The organism is Pseudomonas fragi, assembly GCF_900105835.1.
Classification (GTDB): domain Bacteria; phylum Pseudomonadota; class Gammaproteobacteria; order Pseudomonadales; family Pseudomonadaceae; genus Aquipseudomonas; species Aquipseudomonas fragi.
The window spans coordinates 1982338-2000628 of the sequence record NZ_LT629783.1; the positions used below are offsets into that span (position 1 = coordinate 1982338).

Below are 18291 nucleotides of genomic sequence, written 5' to 3' on the forward strand. Positions count from 1 at the left end.
CCCGAGTAATAAGGTACGCAAGCAAACAGTGAAAAGCAGATGCCAATAATGCAAAGCAGGCGACGGTACATGGCGGCCTCCTGGACCGCGAGAGGGCACACCCAGCGACGCTGGGAGGCGGCGAACAGCAACGCTGCCCGACACCTTTTAAGACCATAAAAATGGCATTAAGTGCCGCTTGTAAAGAGCGCCTGCAGTGGATCAACAGAGGGGCCAACCGCCCCTTGCCTGCCCCCTCCCGTAGAGGCTGCGATAGCGATCTTTGGCAGCGAGCCTTCGCGAGCAGGCTCGCTGCCACTGTTGAGGTTTTTCTGCAATAGCCATACCAGTACAGTCTTAATCAACAATGGAGAAAGCACAGTTGCTTGCAATGGCAGCATTACATTCGTAAACAACCAGCCCAAGGCCACTTTCAACCGGACGCCAGTTTTCAGTGTTGGCAAACCGCATTGAGCGCTCACTGGCAGCGCTTTGACGATAGTGGAGGTTAACCCTGGAGCGGTCGCGGGCTTTATATTCACAATATCCGATCCGCCCAACAGCACCTGGCTGATTGTCTTGCGGGTAAAAAACCGCGCCCTCAAACGTTTCCAGCTGCGAAGGCACTGCGGCGCTGGATACCGCGACCCATTCGTTCCCGGCCCGGCTGCTTGGAGCCGTGTAAACACCGGCCCGCAGCGTCACATCCCCGGCCTCCGGGCAACTTTCAGTGCCACTGGCCAACGCGACTGCCGAATAAAACAGCGCACACACAAAAACATAAACAACTTTCATATACAGCAACCCCTGCACAAGATGTTTTAAAAATATTGAACAAGGCAGTTATCAACTGCCCGGCAAATTAATATTAATCAATCACCCTCTTTTAACAATGCAGTTATTCGTAGCTAATTTCCGATAATTATGCGCGATATTTATTAATATCTATGAGCCACCAACTTTCGCACAGCCCGCCTATAAAAAACCGATCTTGCAGTATTAAATTACACACTCACCCTTGAGGGTTTACCATAGTGACACTGAATACCTGCCGGACACCCCGACATGACCACCTCCGACATTTGCCCCGCCTGCGGCGCCCGCAACGACTGCTCGATGGCAAACCCTGAGACCGTGGCGCAGCCCTGCTGGTGCTACGGCGTGAGCATTGACCCCGAGGTCCTGCGCGCCCTGCCCCTTGAACAGCGCGACCTGACCTGCCTTTGCCCTCGTTGTGCCCGGGTGCAGAGCCAATTGCCGCCAGCACCGGCGGCCTCCCTCACGTAAGATGCACCCCTGAATTTCTAGTGATGGATCGTTATGCGTGTAGACCGCTTTCTCAGTAACTTGCCCCAGTTCAACCGCCAACAAGTGCGGTTGCTCCTGATAGAGAAGCGTATCCAGGTAGACGGGCAGGTGATCGCCGACCCGCGCCACGAAATCCGCGCATTCAGCCATATCGAACTCGACGGGCAAGTGCTGCAGGCAGGCAAGCCGGCCCGCTATTTCATGCTGCACAAGCCGCCGGGTTGTGTAAGCGCCACCCGGGACCCGCAACACCCCACCGTCCTCGACCTGCTCGATGAGCCCGACAAGGACGAGCTGCATATTGCCGGCAGGCTGGATTTCAATACCAGCGGGCTGATGCTGATCACCAATGATGGCCATTGGTCGCGCCATGTCACCCAGCCGCAGACCAAGATGCCCAAGGTGTATTACGTCGAAACCGAGCAGGCAATTACCGCGGATTACGTCAGCAAATTCGCCGAGGGCGTCTATTTCGCTTTCGAAGACCTGACCACCCAACCCGCCGAACTGCAGCTGCTAGGCCCCTGCTGCGCCCGCCTGAGCATCGTTGAGGGGCGCTACCATCAGGTCAAACGCATGTTTGGCCATTTCAACAACAAGGTGGTGCGCCTGCACCGCGAGAGCATCGGCCCCCTGCTGCTCGACAGCCAGCTGGCTCCCGGCGAATACCGGCCGCTGAGCGAGCAGGAAATGCAGCAGTTCTAGCCCCCCAGGCTCTGCCTGTAACAATCGCCCTGCACCATCAGTCAGACCGACGCTCGATTCACTGGAGTCTGACGCCATGCTCAAGCCCGAAATTGCCGTGCTCGACATTCAAGGCCAGTACCGTATTCATACCGAGCTGTACCGTTGTGACAACGCCGAGCACACCATCATTCTGGTCAATGGCTCGATGGCCACGACGGCATCCTTCGCCCACACCCTGAAAAACCTGCACCCGTATTTGAACGTGGTGCTCTACGACCAACCTTACGCGGGCAAATCAAAACCTCATAACCCTCATCAGAAAATGCTGACAAGGGAACTGGAAGCCCATGTGCTGCTGGAGCTGATTGAGCACTTTGATGCCCAGTATCTGCTGTCATTTTCATGTGGCGGTACGGCCGCGCTGACCGCACTGGCAGCAACGCCAAGGCGTATTGAAAAAGCCGTGATCAGTTCGTTTTCCCCTTTGATCAACGCTGCCATGCGCGATTATCTGGAGCGTGGCCGGCATTGCCTGGCCGCCCGCAACCGCACTCAGGTCGGCCACCTGGTCAACGACACGCTGGGCAAGCATTTGCCTTCGCTGTTCAAGCGTTTCAACTTCAGGCACGTCAGCAGCCTGGCCGAGCATGAATACGCGCAAATGCACTTTCATATCGAGCACGTCCTGAGCAGCGACCCGCCGTGCTTTCTCAGGGCCACCCAAGGTATCGAGATACCGGTGCTGTTTATCAATGGCCAATGGGACGAATACACCGTGGCCAGCGACGCCCGGCACTTTGCAGGAGCGATTGCCAACAGCCAGTTTGTCAGCCTGGAGAACACCGGGCATTTTCTCGACATGGAACACAAAACCGCCAGCCATATCAGTAAAAACGCCCTGCTCGATTTTTTACAACCGATACCGCTTCAGCCGCCCTCACTGTCCTTGTGAGGGGGTGCAAAGCCAATAACAGGGCAAAAATCATACATTTGCAGAATAAAACTTCTCATCAAGGCCGACTTCTGGTACAAAGTCAGCCGCTCTGAGCGGGTGTCGTATAATGGTATTACTCCAGCTTCCCAAGCTGATCACGCGGGTTCGATTCCCGCCACCCGCTCCACTTCTTCCAGGCTTTCAATCCTTCTGAAGGCCTCGCTTGCACAGTAAAACCCTGCCTTTAGCAACCAGTGCTCGATGCCCATAGGCTAACTCGCTGCATCGGGGTTAAACCTCAACTTTCATCCCCGATGACTTTGAGCGTACTGCACTCCCTGGCCATTACTTCAACCGATAATTCGTAACAGCCCGGGCAGCGCATGCATCAGCGCACTGATGGCAAACCCGATGAACATCACCCCGCACAACCGGGTGATCAGCAGCTCATGGCGCTGGTACAGCGCCCTCACATGCCCTGCCCCCACGATGCCCACCAGAATCATGTAGGCCAACGCTCCGCCGACAAAGCTCAAGGCGATCAACCAGGGCAACATGGCCCAGGTCAGCAGTTCTGCGCGGCTGGACAACAGTGCAGTGAACGTCGCCACCGCCACCGGATACGCCTTGGGGTTGGTCAGGCCGAAGAAAATCCCGTGGGCAAACGGTTGGCGCGCCGGGCCTTGCTGAGCACCGCTGCTGCGCTGGGCGCGAACCGCGCGCAAGCCCAGCCAGAACAGATACAGGCCGCTGATCAAGCCCAGCACGTTAAAGGCCGTGCTACCAAACTCACGCGCGCCAACGATGGCAATCAGTGCCGTACTGCACCAGATCACATCGCCGAGCAAATGCCCGCACAAAAAACCGGCCCCGGCACGTCGCCCACGGGCAGCGCCAATACCGAACACCGCCAGCACGCCAGGGCCCGGGGTGATGCCATAGATAAAGCCGGAAGCCAGGACGGCCAGTAACAACGAAGGTGTCATGCACAACGCTCCAGAAAATCAGGCTTCACGTTCGTCCGCTGCGCGTGAAGTGGCTCGATTTTGCACGTTATCCACGCTTGTGTAACCGCATGCAGGGCGAAATTCAGTGGCGCCGCCCCAAAATATTCACCACCAGCCGGTCAACCCAGCCCCAGATGCGCTGCTTGACCCGGCGCCAGAGGGGGCGTGACTGCCAGTCTTGCAGGCTGACAGGCAGGCTCTGGGCGAAGTCGGCAGTAAAGCTGGCCACCACCGCTTGTGTGAGCGCCGGGTCCAGCGCTTCAAGGTTGGCCTCAAGATTGAAGCGCAGGTTCCAGTGGTCGAAATTGCACGAGCCAATGCTCACCCAATCGTCGATCAGGACCATTTTCAAATGCAGAAAGCGCGGCTGGTATTCCAGTATCTGAACACCGGACTTGAGCAGCCTCGGGTAGTAACGGTGCCCGGCGTAGCGCACCGAAGGGTGGTCGGTGCGTGGCCCGGTCAGCAGCAGCCGCACATCGACGCCCCGCGCCGCCGCCCGCCGCAGCGAACGGCGCACGCTCCAGGTCGGCAGGAAATACGGCGTGGCCAACCAGATCCGCTGCTTGCCACTGTTGATCGCCCGCACCAGCGACTGCAGGATGTCACGATGCTGGTGGGCATCGGCGTAGGCCACGCGGCCCATGCCCTCAGCCTCAGCGGGCACCCCGGGCAGGCGCGCCAGGCCGAAGTGGGTCGCCGGCTTCCACGCCTTGCGGCTGATATTGGCACGCCACTGGCGATCGAACAGCATCTGCCAGTCCTGCACCAGCGGCCCTTGCATCTGCACCATCACCTCATGCCAGTCGCAGGTGTTTTCAGCCGGGCGCCAGAATTCATCGGTGACGCCGGTGCCACCTACCACGGCCAGTTGCTGATCCACCAGCAACAGCTTGCGATGGTCGCGATAAAGGTTGTTCAGGCCACGGCGCCAGCTCAGCGGGTTGTAATGCCGCAACTCCACCCCGGCCTCGATCAGCCTGCGGCGCAAACCCGGCCCCAATCCCAGGCTGCCGTAGGCATCAAACAGGCATCGCACCCGCACCTCGCGCCAGGCGGCCTGCTCCAGCGCCTGGACGATGGTTTCGGCACAGTCACCGGCCTCAACCAGATACAGTTCCAGATCAATCTGCTCCTGTGCCTGCTCAATGGCGGCCAGGATTCGTGGGAAAAACTGCGGGCCGTCGATCAGCAGTTCGAACTGATTGTCGCTGCGCCAGCCGAACACCGCGCCGGCCATCTTAACGGGCCGTGAAAATCAGCACCGCATTCACCGGTACTGAAAAACTGATGGCCGACAGCCCGGCCATTTTGCGCAAGGTTTCAAGCTCGGGTTGCAGGCCAAAATCTTCGGCCTGCAGCATCAGCGGCTCCAGGGTCACAACCTGGAAGCGTCGCTCATCCAGACGGGTAGCCAACAGTTCAGCCTCGTAGGTGTGCTGCTTGCCGCGCAAGCTGACGGTGACCGGCAAGTGCAATTCCAGTTGCGCGCCGTTCGCCAGATCGTTGATCGGTTGCAGGTCGATCTGCGCGCTGATTTGCGCTTCGGGGAAGTGCTTGAAATCAAACAGCACGTCACGCATGCGCTCATCGCGCAGGGGCACCGCGCTGTTGACCGAGTCCATCTCGATGCGCAATTGCGCCAGGCCCTTGCGGTCGACCTTGCCATGCAGGACCAGAAAGCGATGCACATCGGCGATATTGGCATTTTGCGTGGTGATAAACGAAAGCCGAGACGACTCACCATCCAGGTACCAGTTGGCCTGGGCGGACAGGCTTACGCCAAGGGTCAGCACCAGGGCGCAGGCAGAAGAAAACAGCGCTTTAAGCATAAAAACTCATCAACAAATCAACGTGGGTGAACATTAAACCCGGCGAGCGGTTTTGGCAGGTCTTTTTTACACAGTGTCTGGCTGTCGATTCCCACACAAAGTTCCTCCCTGGGCTGTCATACAAGCATCACCCAAACGTCACAGGGGTGACATTGCACTTGCCTAGCCTGAAGTTGCACACCTCAGTCGATTGGCAGAAACCCAGAGCGGGCACAGTGCCTGCACGGAGATTCGCAATGTCCCAGATCGCCCGTATCCGCGACACCGCTCCAGAACGTCGCCTGCAAGCCGAGCGCCTGCTCGGCCCCGTCGCCCTGCGTGAAGCTCAGGCCCTGCGTTTTCGTGTATTCAGCGGCGAGTTGAAGGCCAAGCTCAAAGGTACTGAGCACGGGCTCGACGAGGACCGTTATGACCCTTGGTGCGAACATATCGGGGTACGCGATCTCAATAGCGGTCAACTGGTAGCCACCACCCGCCTGCTGGATCACAGCGCGGCAAAAAACATCGGCCACTTTTACAGCGAAGAAGAATTCAACCTGCACGGCCTGGCGAACCTGCAAGGCCCGGTGCTGGAAATCGGCCGCACCTGCGTCGACCCGGCCTACCGCAACGGTGGCACCATTACCGTGCTGTGGAGCGAGTTGGCAGACGTGCTCAACCAGGGCAATTACCGCTACCTGATGGGCTGTGCCAGTATCCCGATGCAAGACGGCGGCATTCAGGCCCGGGCGATCATGCAGCGTCTGCGCGAGCGTTATTTGTGCACGCAGCATTTGCGCGCCGAGCCGAAAAAGCCGTTGCCGGCACAGGACGTGCCCGCCAACGTCATTACTGAAATGCCGCCCCTGCTCAAGGCCTATATGCGCCTGGGCGCGAAAATTTGCGGCGAGCCCTGCTGGGATGAAGATTTCCAGGTGGCCGACGTATTTATCCTGCTCAAGCGCGATGAACTGTGCCCGCGTTATGCCCGCCACTTCAAGGCGGCCATGTAATGAGCCGCGTGCGCCGGTATGCCCGGGTGGCACGGGTGCTCGGGGTGGTCAGCCTGGGGTTGGGCATGGCGGGAATGTTCGGGCTGCTTGAGCGCCTGGGCCTGAACAGCACGATGGACAGGCGCCAGCGCTGGTCGCAGTTTTTCATGACACGCCTGAGCAATGCCCTGCCCTTTCGCGTCAGAGTGGTCGGGGAACTCCCGGCAACGCCGATGCTGTGGTTGAGCAATCATGTGTCCTGGACCGACATTGCACTGCTGGGGCAATTGACCCCGCTGTCGTTTTTGTCCAAGTCCGAAGTACGCGGCTGGCCAGTGGCCGGCTGGTTGGCAGCCAAGGCAGGCAGTTTGTTTATCCGCCGGGGTGCGGGCGACAGCCAGTTGATCCGCGAGCAAATGACCCGCCACTTGCAGCAACCGCTGCCGCTGCTGATGTTTCCTGAAGGCACCACCACTGATGGGAACTCGGTGCGTACCTTTCATGGGCGGTTGCTGTCGGCGGCGATCGACAGCCGTGTGTCGCTGCAACCGGTGGCTATTCGCTATTTGCGTAATGGCGAGGTCGATGCGATAGCACCGTTTGTGGGTGATGACGATTTGCTGTCGCATTTGCTGCGGTTGTTTAGCCATGAACAGGGCGAAGTCGAGATCCATCTGCTGGAGCCCCTGGCCAGCCACGCACAAGAGCGGGCTGTGCTGGCGTTCAGAGCACAGGAAGCGATCCGGCGGGTGGTGACGGCGCCGGTCACGCCAATAGATCCGCTGCCGGAGAGAGTGGGGGCGATGATTTGAGCCGGGAGCGTCGTTAAACAACTGACCCACCGCGTACATATCCGGCATTTGTGTCTAACTGAAATATTGGTTTCGCTCTTACAGCGAGTCCCTTTTTGAAGGACCAAAAAGGAACCAAAAAGTCCTCGCCCCATCGTACGGCCTTCGCTTCGCTCAGGTTCCCTCGCGCAGGCTCTGCTCCGTGGGCACGCCGCCACGGGCCATCCATGGCCCATCGCGGCTCTCCCGGCATCCATGCCGGTCGACCCACTGCGCAGAACCTCCACTCGGCCTCCCGGGAGGGCAGGCAGATCAACAGCACTACGCCGAGGCGGCCGACCGGCCGGCCTGTTTGGCGTAAGTGTGTGCTGCACAATCTCTGTAGTCGCTGCCGAAGGAACGAGGCTGCGATTTTTAACGCGAATATCGGATATGTACTCAATGCATCAGTTATAAAAACGCTATCAAGCAGGCCTCAACCGCCAGCCCAGCCCATCCAGCAAATCACACCCATCACGCAGCAATTACGCTGAAACAGTAGCCATATACTTAAGATCTACAGAATCAGCCTCTTGCACTTCCCGACTGGAGAACGATTCCATCAGTTGGGTTACGGCCAGTACCCGTGCGGCAGCGTTGGCATGAAGGACGTCGAAGGGCGCGTTGCGGTCGATCAATAAAGCAGGGATGGTGCAATCTATGGCGGTAAGAGGGATGAACGGGGAATGAGTCATGGATAAACCTCAGATGCTATATGTTTTAGCCAGCCGTATTCGTCGCCAAACAAAAACAAGTGGCCGCTGTACGCGGGTTGGCGAACCGGTCATTCCCAGAACCCGGCAGACCCGAAGATCTCCCACGCACAGCTGCCATAAAGCACAGCGCGTATAAATACACGCTCTGTTTTATATAGCAATTGCACATATTTCTGAAAATGTTCCAAGTCGCCAAACCCGGCCGCCTTATCGGCGAACACCGACTATAAGCGTCGTCCCCTCGCCCCAGCAATTGACAAACTTGTGCGAAAAATCCTGAAAAAACGTGAGCTTGTAGTTTCTGTAGCCGCTGCCGAGGAACGAAGGCTGCGATCGGTTTGGTGCGCCACTGCGACGCAGCAGTCGTAAACCCTGAGAACCTGATTCAACTAACACAACACTTTGTCTGATTTTGCGACGACTTCGTCGCCGAACGCAGCCTTCGTTCCTCGGCAGCGGCTACAGAGATTGTGTAGCACACACTTGCGCCAAAAGGTCGGCCGGTCGGCCGCCTCGTGGCGCAGTGCTTTTGATCTGCCTGCCCTCCCGGGAGGCCGAGAGGAAGTTCTGCGCAGTGGGTCGACCGGCATGGATGCCGGGAGAGCCGCGATGGGCCAAGGATGGCCCGTGGCGGCGTGCCCACGGAGCAGGACTGGAGCGAAGGCCGTACGATGGGGCGAAAGCGCTTTGGTTACTTTGCCGCTTTTGCAAAGTGACTCGCTGTAAGAGCGAAACCCATATCCCGGTTAGACACAAAGGCCGGATATGCACCCAACACACCAGTTAAACCAACAAGATCAAGCAGTCCGCAACCGCCAGCCGGGCACATCCATAAGATCGCCCCGTTACGCAGCAATTGGGAAATACCCTGAAAACCTGGTGTATCAGACACAACGCCTTGCCTGGTTTTTGCGACGACTTCGTCGCCGAACGCAGCCTTCGTTCCTCGGCAGCGGCTACAGATATCCCTTGCGGTAACAACCCGCCGCATACACCTGCAACTGCGGATAAAACGCCCGAAAATCCTCACTCAGCGGTTCGTACAATACCTTCAGATCCTGCATCGCCCCGGCCAGTTCCTCGGGCCGCGACAAGCGCCGGGCGATACCGTTGAACACCTGCTCCAGCACCGCAAAATCCCGGTATGAACCCAGCCAGTCATGGGCCGCCATATGCGGCGCGATAGTCGCCAGACGCCGCGGCAACTGCTGCTCTGCCACCAGCACACGGTAAAAATCCGCAGTAAAACGCTCCAGCGGCCCTTCGGCATACAGCCCCCAGTCCCGCGCCAGGCAATGGTCAAAAAACACGTCCAGCACAATCCCCGCATAGCGCCGGCGCGTGTGGGCAAAGCGCGACAACGACTGATCAACCAGCGGGTGGTTGTCTGTAAAAACATCAATGCTGCGGTGCAGCGCAATACCGTGTTCAATATCAGGGCTGTATTGGCCGTGCAGCCGCCCTTTGACGAAATCGCCATACAAGCTGCCGAGCATTTCTTCCGGGCGCTGTCCGCCCAGATGCAGATGTGCGAGATAATTCATCGGCGCAGTTTAGCACTGCCACACCTGTATCGTTATAACCCGATATACCGATTTGAGCTGATCTAAGATCAAATTCATATTTGTATATCGCGATATTACGATTTAAAGTTCGCCTCATCGCGATATAACGTTGTACCCAATGAGCACTGCAACCATGACGATCGACCTCGACGAAATAATAAAAGCCCTGGCACACCCAGTACGCCGAGAAATTCTCAACGCTCTCAAAGACCCTGATGCCTCGTTCCCGGGCCAGGTCCATTCCACGGAGCATGGTGTATGCGCCGGGCAGTTCGACCAACTCTGCGGCCTGTCGCAGTCCACGGTCTCTGCGCACCTGGCCACCCTGCAACGGGCAGGCCTGATTACCAGCCAGAAACATGGCCAGTGGCACTTCTTCAAACGCAATGAGGACACCATCAAGGCGTTCCTCGAAAAAATCAGCCAAGAGCTTTAAAAGGACTTCCATGCCCCTCTCGCTACTCATTCTGGCGCTCAGCGCTTTCGCCATCGGGACCACCGAGTTCGTGATCATGGGCTTGTTGCCCGATGTCGCGACCGACCTTGGCGTGTCCATCCCCGGTGCCGGCTGGCTGGTCACCGGTTACGCGCTGGGCGTGGCCATCGGTGCGCCGTTCATGGCACTGGCCACGGCCAAGTTGCCGCGCAAGGCGGCCCTGGTAGCGTTGATGGTGATTTTCATCATTGGCAACCTGCTCTGTGCCCTGGCCAGTGATTACAACGTGCTGATGTTTGCCCGTGTTGTCACCGCCCTGTGTCACGGCGCGTTTTTCGGCATTGGCTCGGTGGTGGCTGCAGGCCTGGTGCCTGCCAACAAGCGCGCATCTGCCGTGGCCCTGATGTTTACCGGCCTGACCCTGGCCAATGTGCTGGGCGTTCCCCTGGGTACCGCGCTGGGCCAGGCCGCAGGCTGGCGCTCGACGTTTTTTGCCGTGACCGTGATCGGTGTGGTGGCACTGATCGGCCTGATTCGTTTTCTGCCCGCCAAACGTGACGAAGAAAAACTCGACATGCGCGCCGAGCTGGCAGCCCTCAAGGGTGCTGGCATCTGGCTGTCGCTGAGCATGACGGCACTGTTTTCCGCGTCGATGTTCACCCTGTTCACCTATGTGGCGCCCCTGCTCGGTGATGTCACCGGCGTATCGCCTAGCGGCGTGACCTGGACCCTGCTGCTGATCGGCCTTGGCCTGACGGTGGGTAATATCATCGGCGGCAAGCTGGCCGACAAACGCCTGGCCGCAACACTGATCGGGGTATTTATCGCGATGGCGGTGATGTCCACCGTGCTGACCTGGACCAGCGTCGCGGTGATCCCTACCGAAATCACCCTGTTCCTCTGGGCCGCCGCCTCGTTTGCCGCCGTACCGGCGCTGCAAATCAATGTCGTGACCTTCGGCAAGGCTGCCCCCAACCTGGTGTCGACCCTGAACATCGGTGCCTTCAACGTCGGCAATGCCCTCGGTGCCTGGGTTGGCGGCAGCGTCATCGCCCACGGCTTTGGCCTTACCAGCGTGCCGCTGGCTGCAGCCGCGCTGGCAATACTGGCCCTGCTGGTGACCCTGATTACTTTCCGCCAGAACGGTAACTCCGAGCTGGCTACTGCTACTAACTGATCCTTGAGAGGGCTGCATAAATGACCACGATTTTTGATCCGATCAAGCTGGGCGACCTCGAACTGCCCAACCGCATCATCATGGCGCCGTTGACCCGCTGCCGTGCCGATGAAGGCCGTGTACCCAATGCACTGATGGCCGAATACTATGTTCAGCGCGCGTCAGCTGGCCTGATCCTGAGCGAGGCCACGTCGGTCACGCCAATGGGCGTCGGCTACCCTGACACCCCGGGCATCTGGGCTGACGATCAGGTACGCGGCTGGACTAACATCACCAAGGCCGTACACGCGGCCGGTGGCCGGATTGCATTGCAGTTGTGGCATGTAGGCCGTATCTCGCACCCGATGTACCTGAATGGCGAAACGCCGGTTGCCCCTAGCGCCATCGCCGCCAAGGGCCATGTCAGCCTGGTACGCCCCAAGGTTGATTTCCCGGTACCACGCGCACTGGAGACTGCCGAGATCGCCGATATTGTCGAGGCCTACCGCACGGGCGCCGAGAACGCCAAGGCCGCCGGTTTTGACGGCGTCGAGATTCATGGCGCAAATGGTTACCTGCTCGACCAGTTCCTGCAAAGCAGCACCAACAAACGTACCGACCAGTACGGTGGCAGCGTCGAAAACCGCGCGCGCCTGTTGCTCGAAGTGACCGATGCCGCGATTGAAGTCTGGGGCGCTGGCCGGGTCGGTGTGCATTTGTCGCCACGGGCCGACCTGCATGACATGGGTGACGAGAATCTGGCTGAAACCTTCGGTTATGTCGCCCGCGAGCTGGGCAAACGCGGCATTGCCTACATCTGTGCGCGCGAGCATGAAGCTGCAGACAGCCTGGGCCCACAGCTCAAGCAAGCCTTCGGCGGCGCGTACATCGTCAACGAGAGCTTCACCAAGGACAGCGCCAATGCCTGGCTGGCGGCGGGCAAAGCCGATGCCGTCGCCTTTGGCGTGCCTTTTATTGCCAACCCCGACCTGCCAGCACGCCTGAAGGCCGATGCACCGCTCAATGAAGCGCATCCGGAAAGCTTTTACTCCAAAGGCCCGGTGGGTTACATCGACTACCCGGCGCTGTAAGCCTTGACCAGGCTTTGAAGCCGTAAAACGCAAAACGCAAAACGCCCGAGGCTAATGGCCTTGGGCGTTTTGCGTTAAAAAACCGGGTTACGGTACAGCGCGGAGTGTGTTCAAAGACACTTTATTTTGGGCAAAAAAAAGGGGCGGTTTGACCCGCCCACATTTTTTCCCTAGTCCCTTTTGTTCCTTCTCATCATCCTGATGAATCGCATCCCGCGATGTCCGTTTGCGTTCTTCCTTGAGCGCTGTGTCGATCCGTCAACACAGTTCAAATACTAGAGTCTTGTGGAATTGCTGCAACCGCGACAGTTATAGATTTTTATTACATAAAAAGTTCATATTTTAAATTAAATGCTTTTAATTTCAGCCACTTAGCAAATACACCAGGTAAGAAAAAGGCACTTACCCATCTCTGCCAAGCCCTTTGCTTACGCAAAATGTAAGTAAAGGCTTACAACACCCTACAGAGAATAATCAATCCTGCCCGTGACATTGCGTTTCAACACTCACCCAATAAACAAAACATTAAAAAAACAACACGTTGCGTTTAACTATAACGGCAGATAAATACCTGCCAGGCAGCCCTGATTAATCTTTCGCCCACAAAAAACCCCGAATAGCTCGGGGTTTCAAGTCAGCCTGTGGCGCGTTACTGAAACAGCGACTCGCTAGACAAACCATTGCGTTCAAGGATTTCTCGCAGACGCTTGAGCCCTTCTACCTGGATCTGGCGTACACGTTCACGGGTCAGGCCGATTTCCAGCCCTACATCTTCAAGGGTGCTGCTCTCATGGCCGCGCAGGCCGAAACGGCGAATCACCACCTCACGCTGCTTGTCTGTGAGTTCAGACAGCCACTGGTCAATGCTTTGCGACAGATCATCGTCCTGCAGCAGCTCACATGGATCGGTGGGGCGGTCGTCGGTCAGGGTATCGAGCAGGGTTTTGTCCGAATCCGGCCCCAGGGAAACGTCTACCGATGACACCCGTTCGTTGAGCCCAAGCATGCGCTTGACCTCTGCGACAGGTTTTTCCAGCAGGTTGGCGATTTCTTCAGGGGAGGGTTCGTGGTCCAGCTTTTGCGTGAGTTCGCGGGCGGCTCGCAGGTAGACATTGAGCTCTTTAACGACGTGGATCGGCAAGCGAATGGTGCGGGTCTGGTTCATGATCGCCCGTTCAATCGTTTGGCGGATCCACCAGGTGGCGTAGGTCGAGAAGCGGAAGCCGCGTTCGGGGTCGAACTTCTCGACAGCCCGGATCAGGCCCAGGTTGCCCTCTTCAATCAGGTCCAGCAGCGACAAGCCACGATTGACATAGCGCCGGGCAATTTTCACCACCAGCCGCAAGTTGCTTTCAATCATGCGTTTGCGCCCGGCCGGGTCGCCACTTTGCGACAGCCGCGCAAAATGAACTTCTTCGGCAGGAGAGAGTAACGGGGAGAAGCCAATTTCATTGAGGTACAGCTGCGTCGCGTCTAGCGCCCGGGTGTAGTCAATGTACTTGTGCTGTTTCGTCGCGGGTGCTTTTTTGGACTTGGTTCGAGCTGTAGGGGCTGAATCGTCTTCTTCTGACATCAAGTCGCTATCGATGCTGGAGTCCATAAGGAGCACCTCATCGTCGATGTCAAACCCCGGCGCTTCTTTGTTGAGAGCCATTGTAGTAGTCCTTTGTTGAGTTCGACCTCAAGCTCGAGCATCGCCTTAGTCCTTGGCAACGCTGGAGCCTGTTCCTTATCCACATCAGGAACAGGCTGGTAACCGATCAACGGCGAGGAAGGAATTGCAATGGATCTACAGGTTTACCTTGGCGGCGAATCTCAAAGTGAAGTTTCACCCGGTCTGTACCAGTTGACCCCATTTCGGCAATTGTCTGTCCGACCTTGACCTGCTGCCCCTCCCGAACCAAAAGCCTGCGGTTGTGACCGTAGGCACTGACGTAGGTATCACTGTGTTTGATGATGATCAGTTCGCCGTAGCCCCTCAATCCACTGCCAGCGTATACAACCGAACCATCAGACGCAGCTAAAACAGGCCGTCCCAAATCGCCGGCGATATCAATACCTTTATTCAAACTACCGTTTGAAGAGAATTTACCGATCAAAATACCATTGGAAGGCCACCCCCAACCCTTGGGTGCAGGGCCTGCCGGCAGGGCTGGCGCGGGCGCAGGAGTGCTGGCCACAGTGCCTGGACGCTTGATTACCGTGGTCTTGCTGCCCGAAGAAGAGGAGACCACCGTGGTGCTGGTAGCACCTGCGGGCTGGCTGCCGGAGCGCCCGTCGAAGCGGATCACCTGCCCCGGAACAATGGTGAACGGCGCCGCGATATTGTTGCGTGCAGCCAGCGCTTTCCAGTCCCAACCGTAGCGAAAGGCAATCGAAAACAGGGTATCGCCGCGACGCACGGCATACTGCCCCGTGGTCACGGCCGGGCGCTGGGCCACACCGTTGCGGTCAACGACATTGACGCCATTCTTGGGGGTGCTGGAGCACGCCGCCAACAAAGCCAGTGTGGTACTCAGCAACAGACCGGCCGCCAGTCTCTGAAAGCTTTTGCTGCTCATACGCTGCGCAATGACTGTGAGACTCACCCGCCGCTCCCTTTGAAGATGGCTGAAAATTAGAACGCCAGTACTGGCCTCATTAGGCGCAAGTATAACTGGCTACAGGGCTTTTACAGACTGCAAAGCCGATTGATAAACACACTGTATAAAACATAAACGCGCACTGGGCAGGGCCGGGTGACGGGCTTTATGACCCGTGGCCCGGCCCATAATTCACCTGGCGCCAACAAAGACTCAGGCCAGTGGCCCGTTAAGCAGTGGCACAAAGCGCACATTGCCGATCACCCGGCGGGCGAATCCGTGCTCTTCGCGCACGATCAGCATCAGTTGCTGCACCTCCCCCGCCCCCACCGGAATCACCAGGCGCCCGCCAGGGGCCAGTTGATCGAGCAATGCCTGGGGTACATCGGTGGCCACCGCCGTAACGATAATACCGTTGTAAGGCGCCAGCGCAGGCCAGCCCTCCCAGCCATCGCCCCAGCGGAACACCACGTTGCGCAGGTTGAGCTCCAGCAGTCGTTCCTTGGCCCGGTCCTGCAGCACCTTGATGCGCTCGACCGAAAAAATCCGCTCGACCAATTGCGACAGCACGGCGGTTTGATAGCCCGAACCGGTACCGATCTCCATGACCTTGTCCAGCGGCCCGTCTTCCAGCAGCAGCTCGCTCATGCGGGCCACCATGTAAGGCTGGGAGATGGTCTGGTTATTGCCGATCGGCAGCGCGGTGTCTTCATAGGCCCGATGGGCCAACGCCTCATCCACAAACAGATGTCGGGGTGTGCGGCGGATGACCTCAAGCACGTTCTGGTTAACGATGCCTTCTTCACGCAGGCGCTGGATCAGCCGCTCGCGGGTACGCTCCGAGGTCATGCCAATACCGCGGTGCATCATGCCATCCTGCTCGCGCGCCATCAGCCCATGCCCTCCAGCCAGCCATTGAGGTGTTTGAATCCATCGCCAAAGGTGCGATCCAGCTGCAACGGCGTTATCGACACATAGCCCTGCATCACCGCATGAAAGTCCGTGCCCGGGCCGCCGTCTTCGACATCACCTGCCGCAGCAATCCAGTAACCGGCCTTGCCTCGCGGATCAACTACACGCACCGGCGCAGCAGCACGGGCCCGATGCCCGAGACGGGTCAGCTGGATGCCACGGATCTTGTCCAATGGCAGATTGGGAATATTGACATTGAGGACCGTACGCGGCGGCAAGTCCAGCGATGCGTGGGCTTCAAGCAGCTTGCGGGCAAAAAACGCCGCCGTCGGCAGGTTGTCCACCTGGCGGGAGACCAACGAAAAGGCAAAAGAAGGCCGATCCAGAAAACGCCCTTCAAGTGCCGCCGCCACAGTGCCCGAATACAGTACATCGTCACCCAGGTTGGCCCCCAGGTTGATGCCCGACACCACCATGTCCGGCTGCTGCTCCAGCAAGCCGTGAATACCCAGATGCACACAATCGGTGGGCGTACCGTTGATACTGATAAAGCCATTGGCCAGGGTATGAGGGTGAAGGGGCCGATCCAGCGTCAGCGAACTGCTGGCGCCGCTTTTGTCCTGCTCAGGGGCGATCACCACGCAATCGGCGTAGTCGGCCAGCGCTGCGTAAAGCGCAGCCAGACCCGGTGCCGTGACCCCATCATCGTTTGAAATCAGAATACGCATAAGCTATCCGCTTGATCCAACGTCACCAGATCAACAAGCTCACGCACCAGAACAGTGGCGAAGCATCCGGCCGGCAGAACAAATTCCAGTTGCAGAATGTCAGGCTGCGGATAATGCCACGTCAACCGGCCAATGGGCAGTCGCAGGATACGTCGCTCGTGGCTCATGCCCGCGCGCACCAGCCAGTCACGCAACTCGGCTTCGCGCTCGGCGATCGACTGCTCCAGCGCATGGGTGGCGCCAGTGGTCGGTGATTCGCCTTCGCCCCACTGCGGGCCGGTGGGGTGAAGGTCGAGAATGGCCAGGCGCGGGTCGCTGCACTCTGCCTCACCCGCCGGGAAAAAACTGCGGCTGTCGGTAAACGCCAGCAAATCACCGACCTGTGCCCGTTGCCAGCTGCCGTCGGCCACCCGCGCCGCGAGCACCTGATTGAACAGGTAGCTGCGGGCGGTGGACAGCAGCCGGGAGCGCACGTTGCGCTGCTCGGGCAGGGCTTTGCGCGCAGCATAATCACGGGCCTCGCCGAGGTTTCCGCCCTGCCAGCCAAAACGCTGGGTGCCGAAGTAGTTCGGCACACCTTGCCTGGTGATCTGTTGCAGGCGTTGCTCCAGCGCGTCCTTGTCGGCGTTCAGTTGCGTCAGGCGCAGTGTAAAACCGTTGGCCGCATGGGCACCGCGCTGCAATTTGCGCTTGTGCCGCGAGGTCTTGAGAATCTTCAGCGTGTCGTTTTCAGCGCCCGACAAATCAGGATCTGCCTTGCCCGGCAACTGCACGCTGAACCACTGACGAGTCAGTGCCTGACGGTCCTTGAGACCGGCATAGCTGACAGTGCGCAAGGGCACACCCGCCGCCTTGGCTATGCGCCGGGCAGCCTCCTCGGTGTTCAGGCCGCGTTTCTCGACCCACAACCACAGGTGCTCGCCGTCTCCGGACAGCGGGATATCCAGGACTTCGTCGACCTGGAAGTCTTCAGCCGTGGCCTTGAGCACAGCCGTGCCCAGTGCTTCACCGTAGGCCCGCGGGCCGAGCAGATCAGACTCGTTCATGGGCGAACCAACAAGGCAATGGAGTGCACCGCGATCCCTTCTTCACGACCGACAAAACCGAGTTTTTCGGTGGTCGTGGCCTTTACGTTTACCTGGTCCAAATCAACCTCTAGATCCGCGGCAATCAGCGCGCGCATCGTTTCAATATGCGGCGCCATTTTCGGCGCCTGGGCAATGATGGTGTTGTCGACGTTGCCGACTTTCCAGCCCTTGGCATGGATCAGACCCACGACATGACGCAACAGGACGCGGCTGTCAGCGCCCTTGAAGGTCGGATCGGTGTCCGGAAAATGCTTGCCGATATCGCCCAGTGCCGCAGCACCCAGCAAGGCATCGCTGAGCGCGTGCAAAAGCACATCGCCATCAGAGTGGGCCAACAGCCCGAATTTGTGGGAGATCCGCACGCCGCCCAACGTAATGAAATCGCCTTCAGCGAAACAGTGCACATCATAGCCGTGGCCAATACGCATAAAAAAACGCCCCGATTAAGTCAGGGCGTGATTCTACCTAC

At 58.4% G+C, this 18291-nt stretch carries 20 protein-coding genes and 1 tRNA gene; 9 read left to right on the top strand and 12 right to left on the bottom strand.

All coding sequences use genetic code 11. The features are described from left to right. Positions 1-336: 336 nt before the first annotated feature. Complete coding sequence (locus BLU25_RS09025; RefSeq protein ID WP_016782024.1) at positions 337-774, bottom strand: DUF3757 domain-containing protein; 438 nt, start codon at positions 772-774, stop codon at positions 337-339. 270 nt (positions 775-1044) lie between these two features. On the opposite strand from BLU25_RS09025, the gene BLU25_RS09030 reads away from it, so the two are divergent. The 4 genes from BLU25_RS09030 (at position 1045) to BLU25_RS09045 (ending at position 3095) form a co-directional block, all read left to right on the top strand. After that, entirely contained in the window at positions 1045-1266 is a 222-nt protein-coding gene (locus BLU25_RS09030) for a cysteine-rich CWC family protein (RefSeq protein WP_016782023.1), read from the top strand. A gap of 33 nt (positions 1267-1299) precedes the next feature. Beyond that, a complete protein-coding gene (locus BLU25_RS09035) occupies positions 1300-1992 on the top strand; it encodes a pseudouridine synthase (RefSeq protein ID WP_016782022.1) in 693 nt (230 codons plus the stop codon). Positions 1993-2068: 76 nt separating this feature from the next. Then, positions 2069-2926: an alpha/beta fold hydrolase gene (locus BLU25_RS09040; RefSeq protein WP_016782021.1), complete on the top strand. Its 858-nt coding sequence runs from the start codon at positions 2069-2071 to the stop codon at positions 2924-2926. A gap of 95 nt (positions 2927-3021) precedes the next feature. Beyond that, a tRNA-Gly gene (locus tag BLU25_RS09045) sits at positions 3022-3095 on the top strand. 163 nt (positions 3096-3258) lie between these two features. On the opposite strand, the gene BLU25_RS09050 is transcribed toward BLU25_RS09045, so the two are convergent. The 3 genes from BLU25_RS09050 to BLU25_RS09060 form a co-directional block, all read right to left on the bottom strand. After that, positions 3259-3894 carry a LysE family translocator gene (locus tag BLU25_RS09050; protein ID WP_016782020.1) on the bottom strand — a complete coding sequence of 212 codons (636 nt, stop codon included), beginning with the start codon at positions 3892-3894 and terminating at the stop codon, positions 3259-3261. A gap of 103 nt (positions 3895-3997) precedes the next feature. Next, positions 3998-5155, bottom strand: coding sequence for a phospholipase D-like domain-containing protein (locus BLU25_RS09055; RefSeq protein ID WP_016782019.1), 1158 nt, complete (start codon positions 5153-5155; stop codon positions 3998-4000). 1 nt (position 5156) lies between these two features. Then, positions 5157-5747, bottom strand: coding sequence for a YceI family protein (locus BLU25_RS09060; protein WP_016782018.1), 591 nt, complete (start codon positions 5745-5747; stop codon positions 5157-5159). A gap of 236 nt (positions 5748-5983) precedes the next feature. On the opposite strand from BLU25_RS09060, the gene olsB reads away from it, so the two are divergent. Then, positions 5984-6739: an L-ornithine N(alpha)-acyltransferase gene (gene olsB / locus BLU25_RS09065; RefSeq protein WP_016782017.1), complete on the top strand. Its 756-nt coding sequence runs from the start codon at positions 5984-5986 to the stop codon at positions 6737-6739. Beyond that, the gene (locus tag BLU25_RS09070; protein WP_016782016.1) at positions 6739-7530 is read left to right on the top strand and encodes a lysophospholipid acyltransferase family protein; all 792 of its coding nucleotides are present in this window, start codon (positions 6739-6741) and stop codon (positions 7528-7530) included. The genes olsB and BLU25_RS09070 overlap by 1 nt, the downstream gene beginning before the upstream one ends. Before the next feature lie 503 nt (positions 7531-8033). On the opposite strand, the gene BLU25_RS09080 is transcribed toward BLU25_RS09070, so the two are convergent. Then, positions 8034-8243, bottom strand: coding sequence for a short-chain dehydrogenase (locus BLU25_RS09080; RefSeq protein WP_083369604.1), 210 nt, complete (start codon positions 8241-8243; stop codon positions 8034-8036). Between the two features lie 977 nt (positions 8244-9220). Continuing rightward, the gene (locus tag BLU25_RS09090) at positions 9221-9808 is read right to left on the bottom strand and encodes an acyl carrier protein phosphodiesterase (protein ID WP_016782014.1); all 588 of its coding nucleotides are present in this window, start codon (positions 9806-9808) and stop codon (positions 9221-9223) included. A gap of 154 nt (positions 9809-9962) precedes the next feature. On the opposite strand from BLU25_RS09090, the gene BLU25_RS09095 reads away from it, so the two are divergent. From BLU25_RS09095 to BLU25_RS09105, 3 genes are read left to right on the top strand one after another with little or no spacing between them, the layout of a single operon-like run. Next, on the top strand, positions 9963-10265 hold the full coding sequence (locus BLU25_RS09095) for an ArsR/SmtB family transcription factor (RefSeq protein ID WP_016782013.1): 303 nt from the start codon (positions 9963-9965) through the stop codon (positions 10263-10265). A 10-nt stretch (positions 10266-10275) separates the two neighbouring features. Beyond that, positions 10276-11442 carry an MFS transporter gene (locus tag BLU25_RS09100; RefSeq protein WP_016782012.1) on the top strand — a complete coding sequence of 389 codons (1167 nt, stop codon included), beginning with the start codon at positions 10276-10278 and terminating at the stop codon, positions 11440-11442. Positions 11443-11462: 20 nt separating this feature from the next. Further along, positions 11463-12512 carry an alkene reductase gene (locus tag BLU25_RS09105; protein WP_016782011.1) on the top strand — a complete coding sequence of 350 codons (1050 nt, stop codon included), beginning with the start codon at positions 11463-11465 and terminating at the stop codon, positions 12510-12512. A gap of 649 nt (positions 12513-13161) precedes the next feature. Here BLU25_RS09105 and rpoS read toward each other — a convergent pair. From rpoS to ispF, 6 genes are all read right to left on the bottom strand, one after another. After that, complete coding sequence (gene rpoS, locus BLU25_RS09110; protein WP_016782010.1) at positions 13162-14166, bottom strand: RNA polymerase sigma factor RpoS; 1005 nt, start codon at positions 14164-14166, stop codon at positions 13162-13164. Positions 14167-14272: 106 nt separating this feature from the next. After that, positions 14273-15100 carry a peptidoglycan DD-metalloendopeptidase family protein gene (locus tag BLU25_RS09115; protein ID WP_029611551.1) on the bottom strand — a complete coding sequence of 276 codons (828 nt, stop codon included), beginning with the start codon at positions 15098-15100 and terminating at the stop codon, positions 14273-14275. Between the two features lie 207 nt (positions 15101-15307). After that, on the bottom strand, positions 15308-15943 hold the full coding sequence (locus BLU25_RS09120; protein ID WP_169845246.1) for a protein-L-isoaspartate(D-aspartate) O-methyltransferase: 636 nt from the start codon (positions 15941-15943) through the stop codon (positions 15308-15310). A gap of 41 nt (positions 15944-15984) precedes the next feature. Continuing rightward, positions 15985-16734, bottom strand: coding sequence for a 5'/3'-nucleotidase SurE (surE, locus tag BLU25_RS09125; protein WP_016782007.1), 750 nt, complete (start codon positions 16732-16734; stop codon positions 15985-15987). Then, the gene (gene truD / locus BLU25_RS09130; RefSeq protein ID WP_016782006.1) at positions 16722-17780 is read right to left on the bottom strand and encodes a tRNA pseudouridine(13) synthase TruD; all 1059 of its coding nucleotides are present in this window, start codon (positions 17778-17780) and stop codon (positions 16722-16724) included. The genes surE and truD overlap by 13 nt, the downstream gene beginning before the upstream one ends. Beyond that, entirely contained in the window at positions 17777-18250 is a 474-nt protein-coding gene (gene ispF, locus BLU25_RS09135) for a 2-C-methyl-D-erythritol 2,4-cyclodiphosphate synthase (RefSeq protein ID WP_016782005.1), read from the bottom strand. Before ispF ends, truD begins: the two co-directional genes overlap by 4 nt. Between the last annotated feature and the right edge of the window lie 41 nt (positions 18251-18291).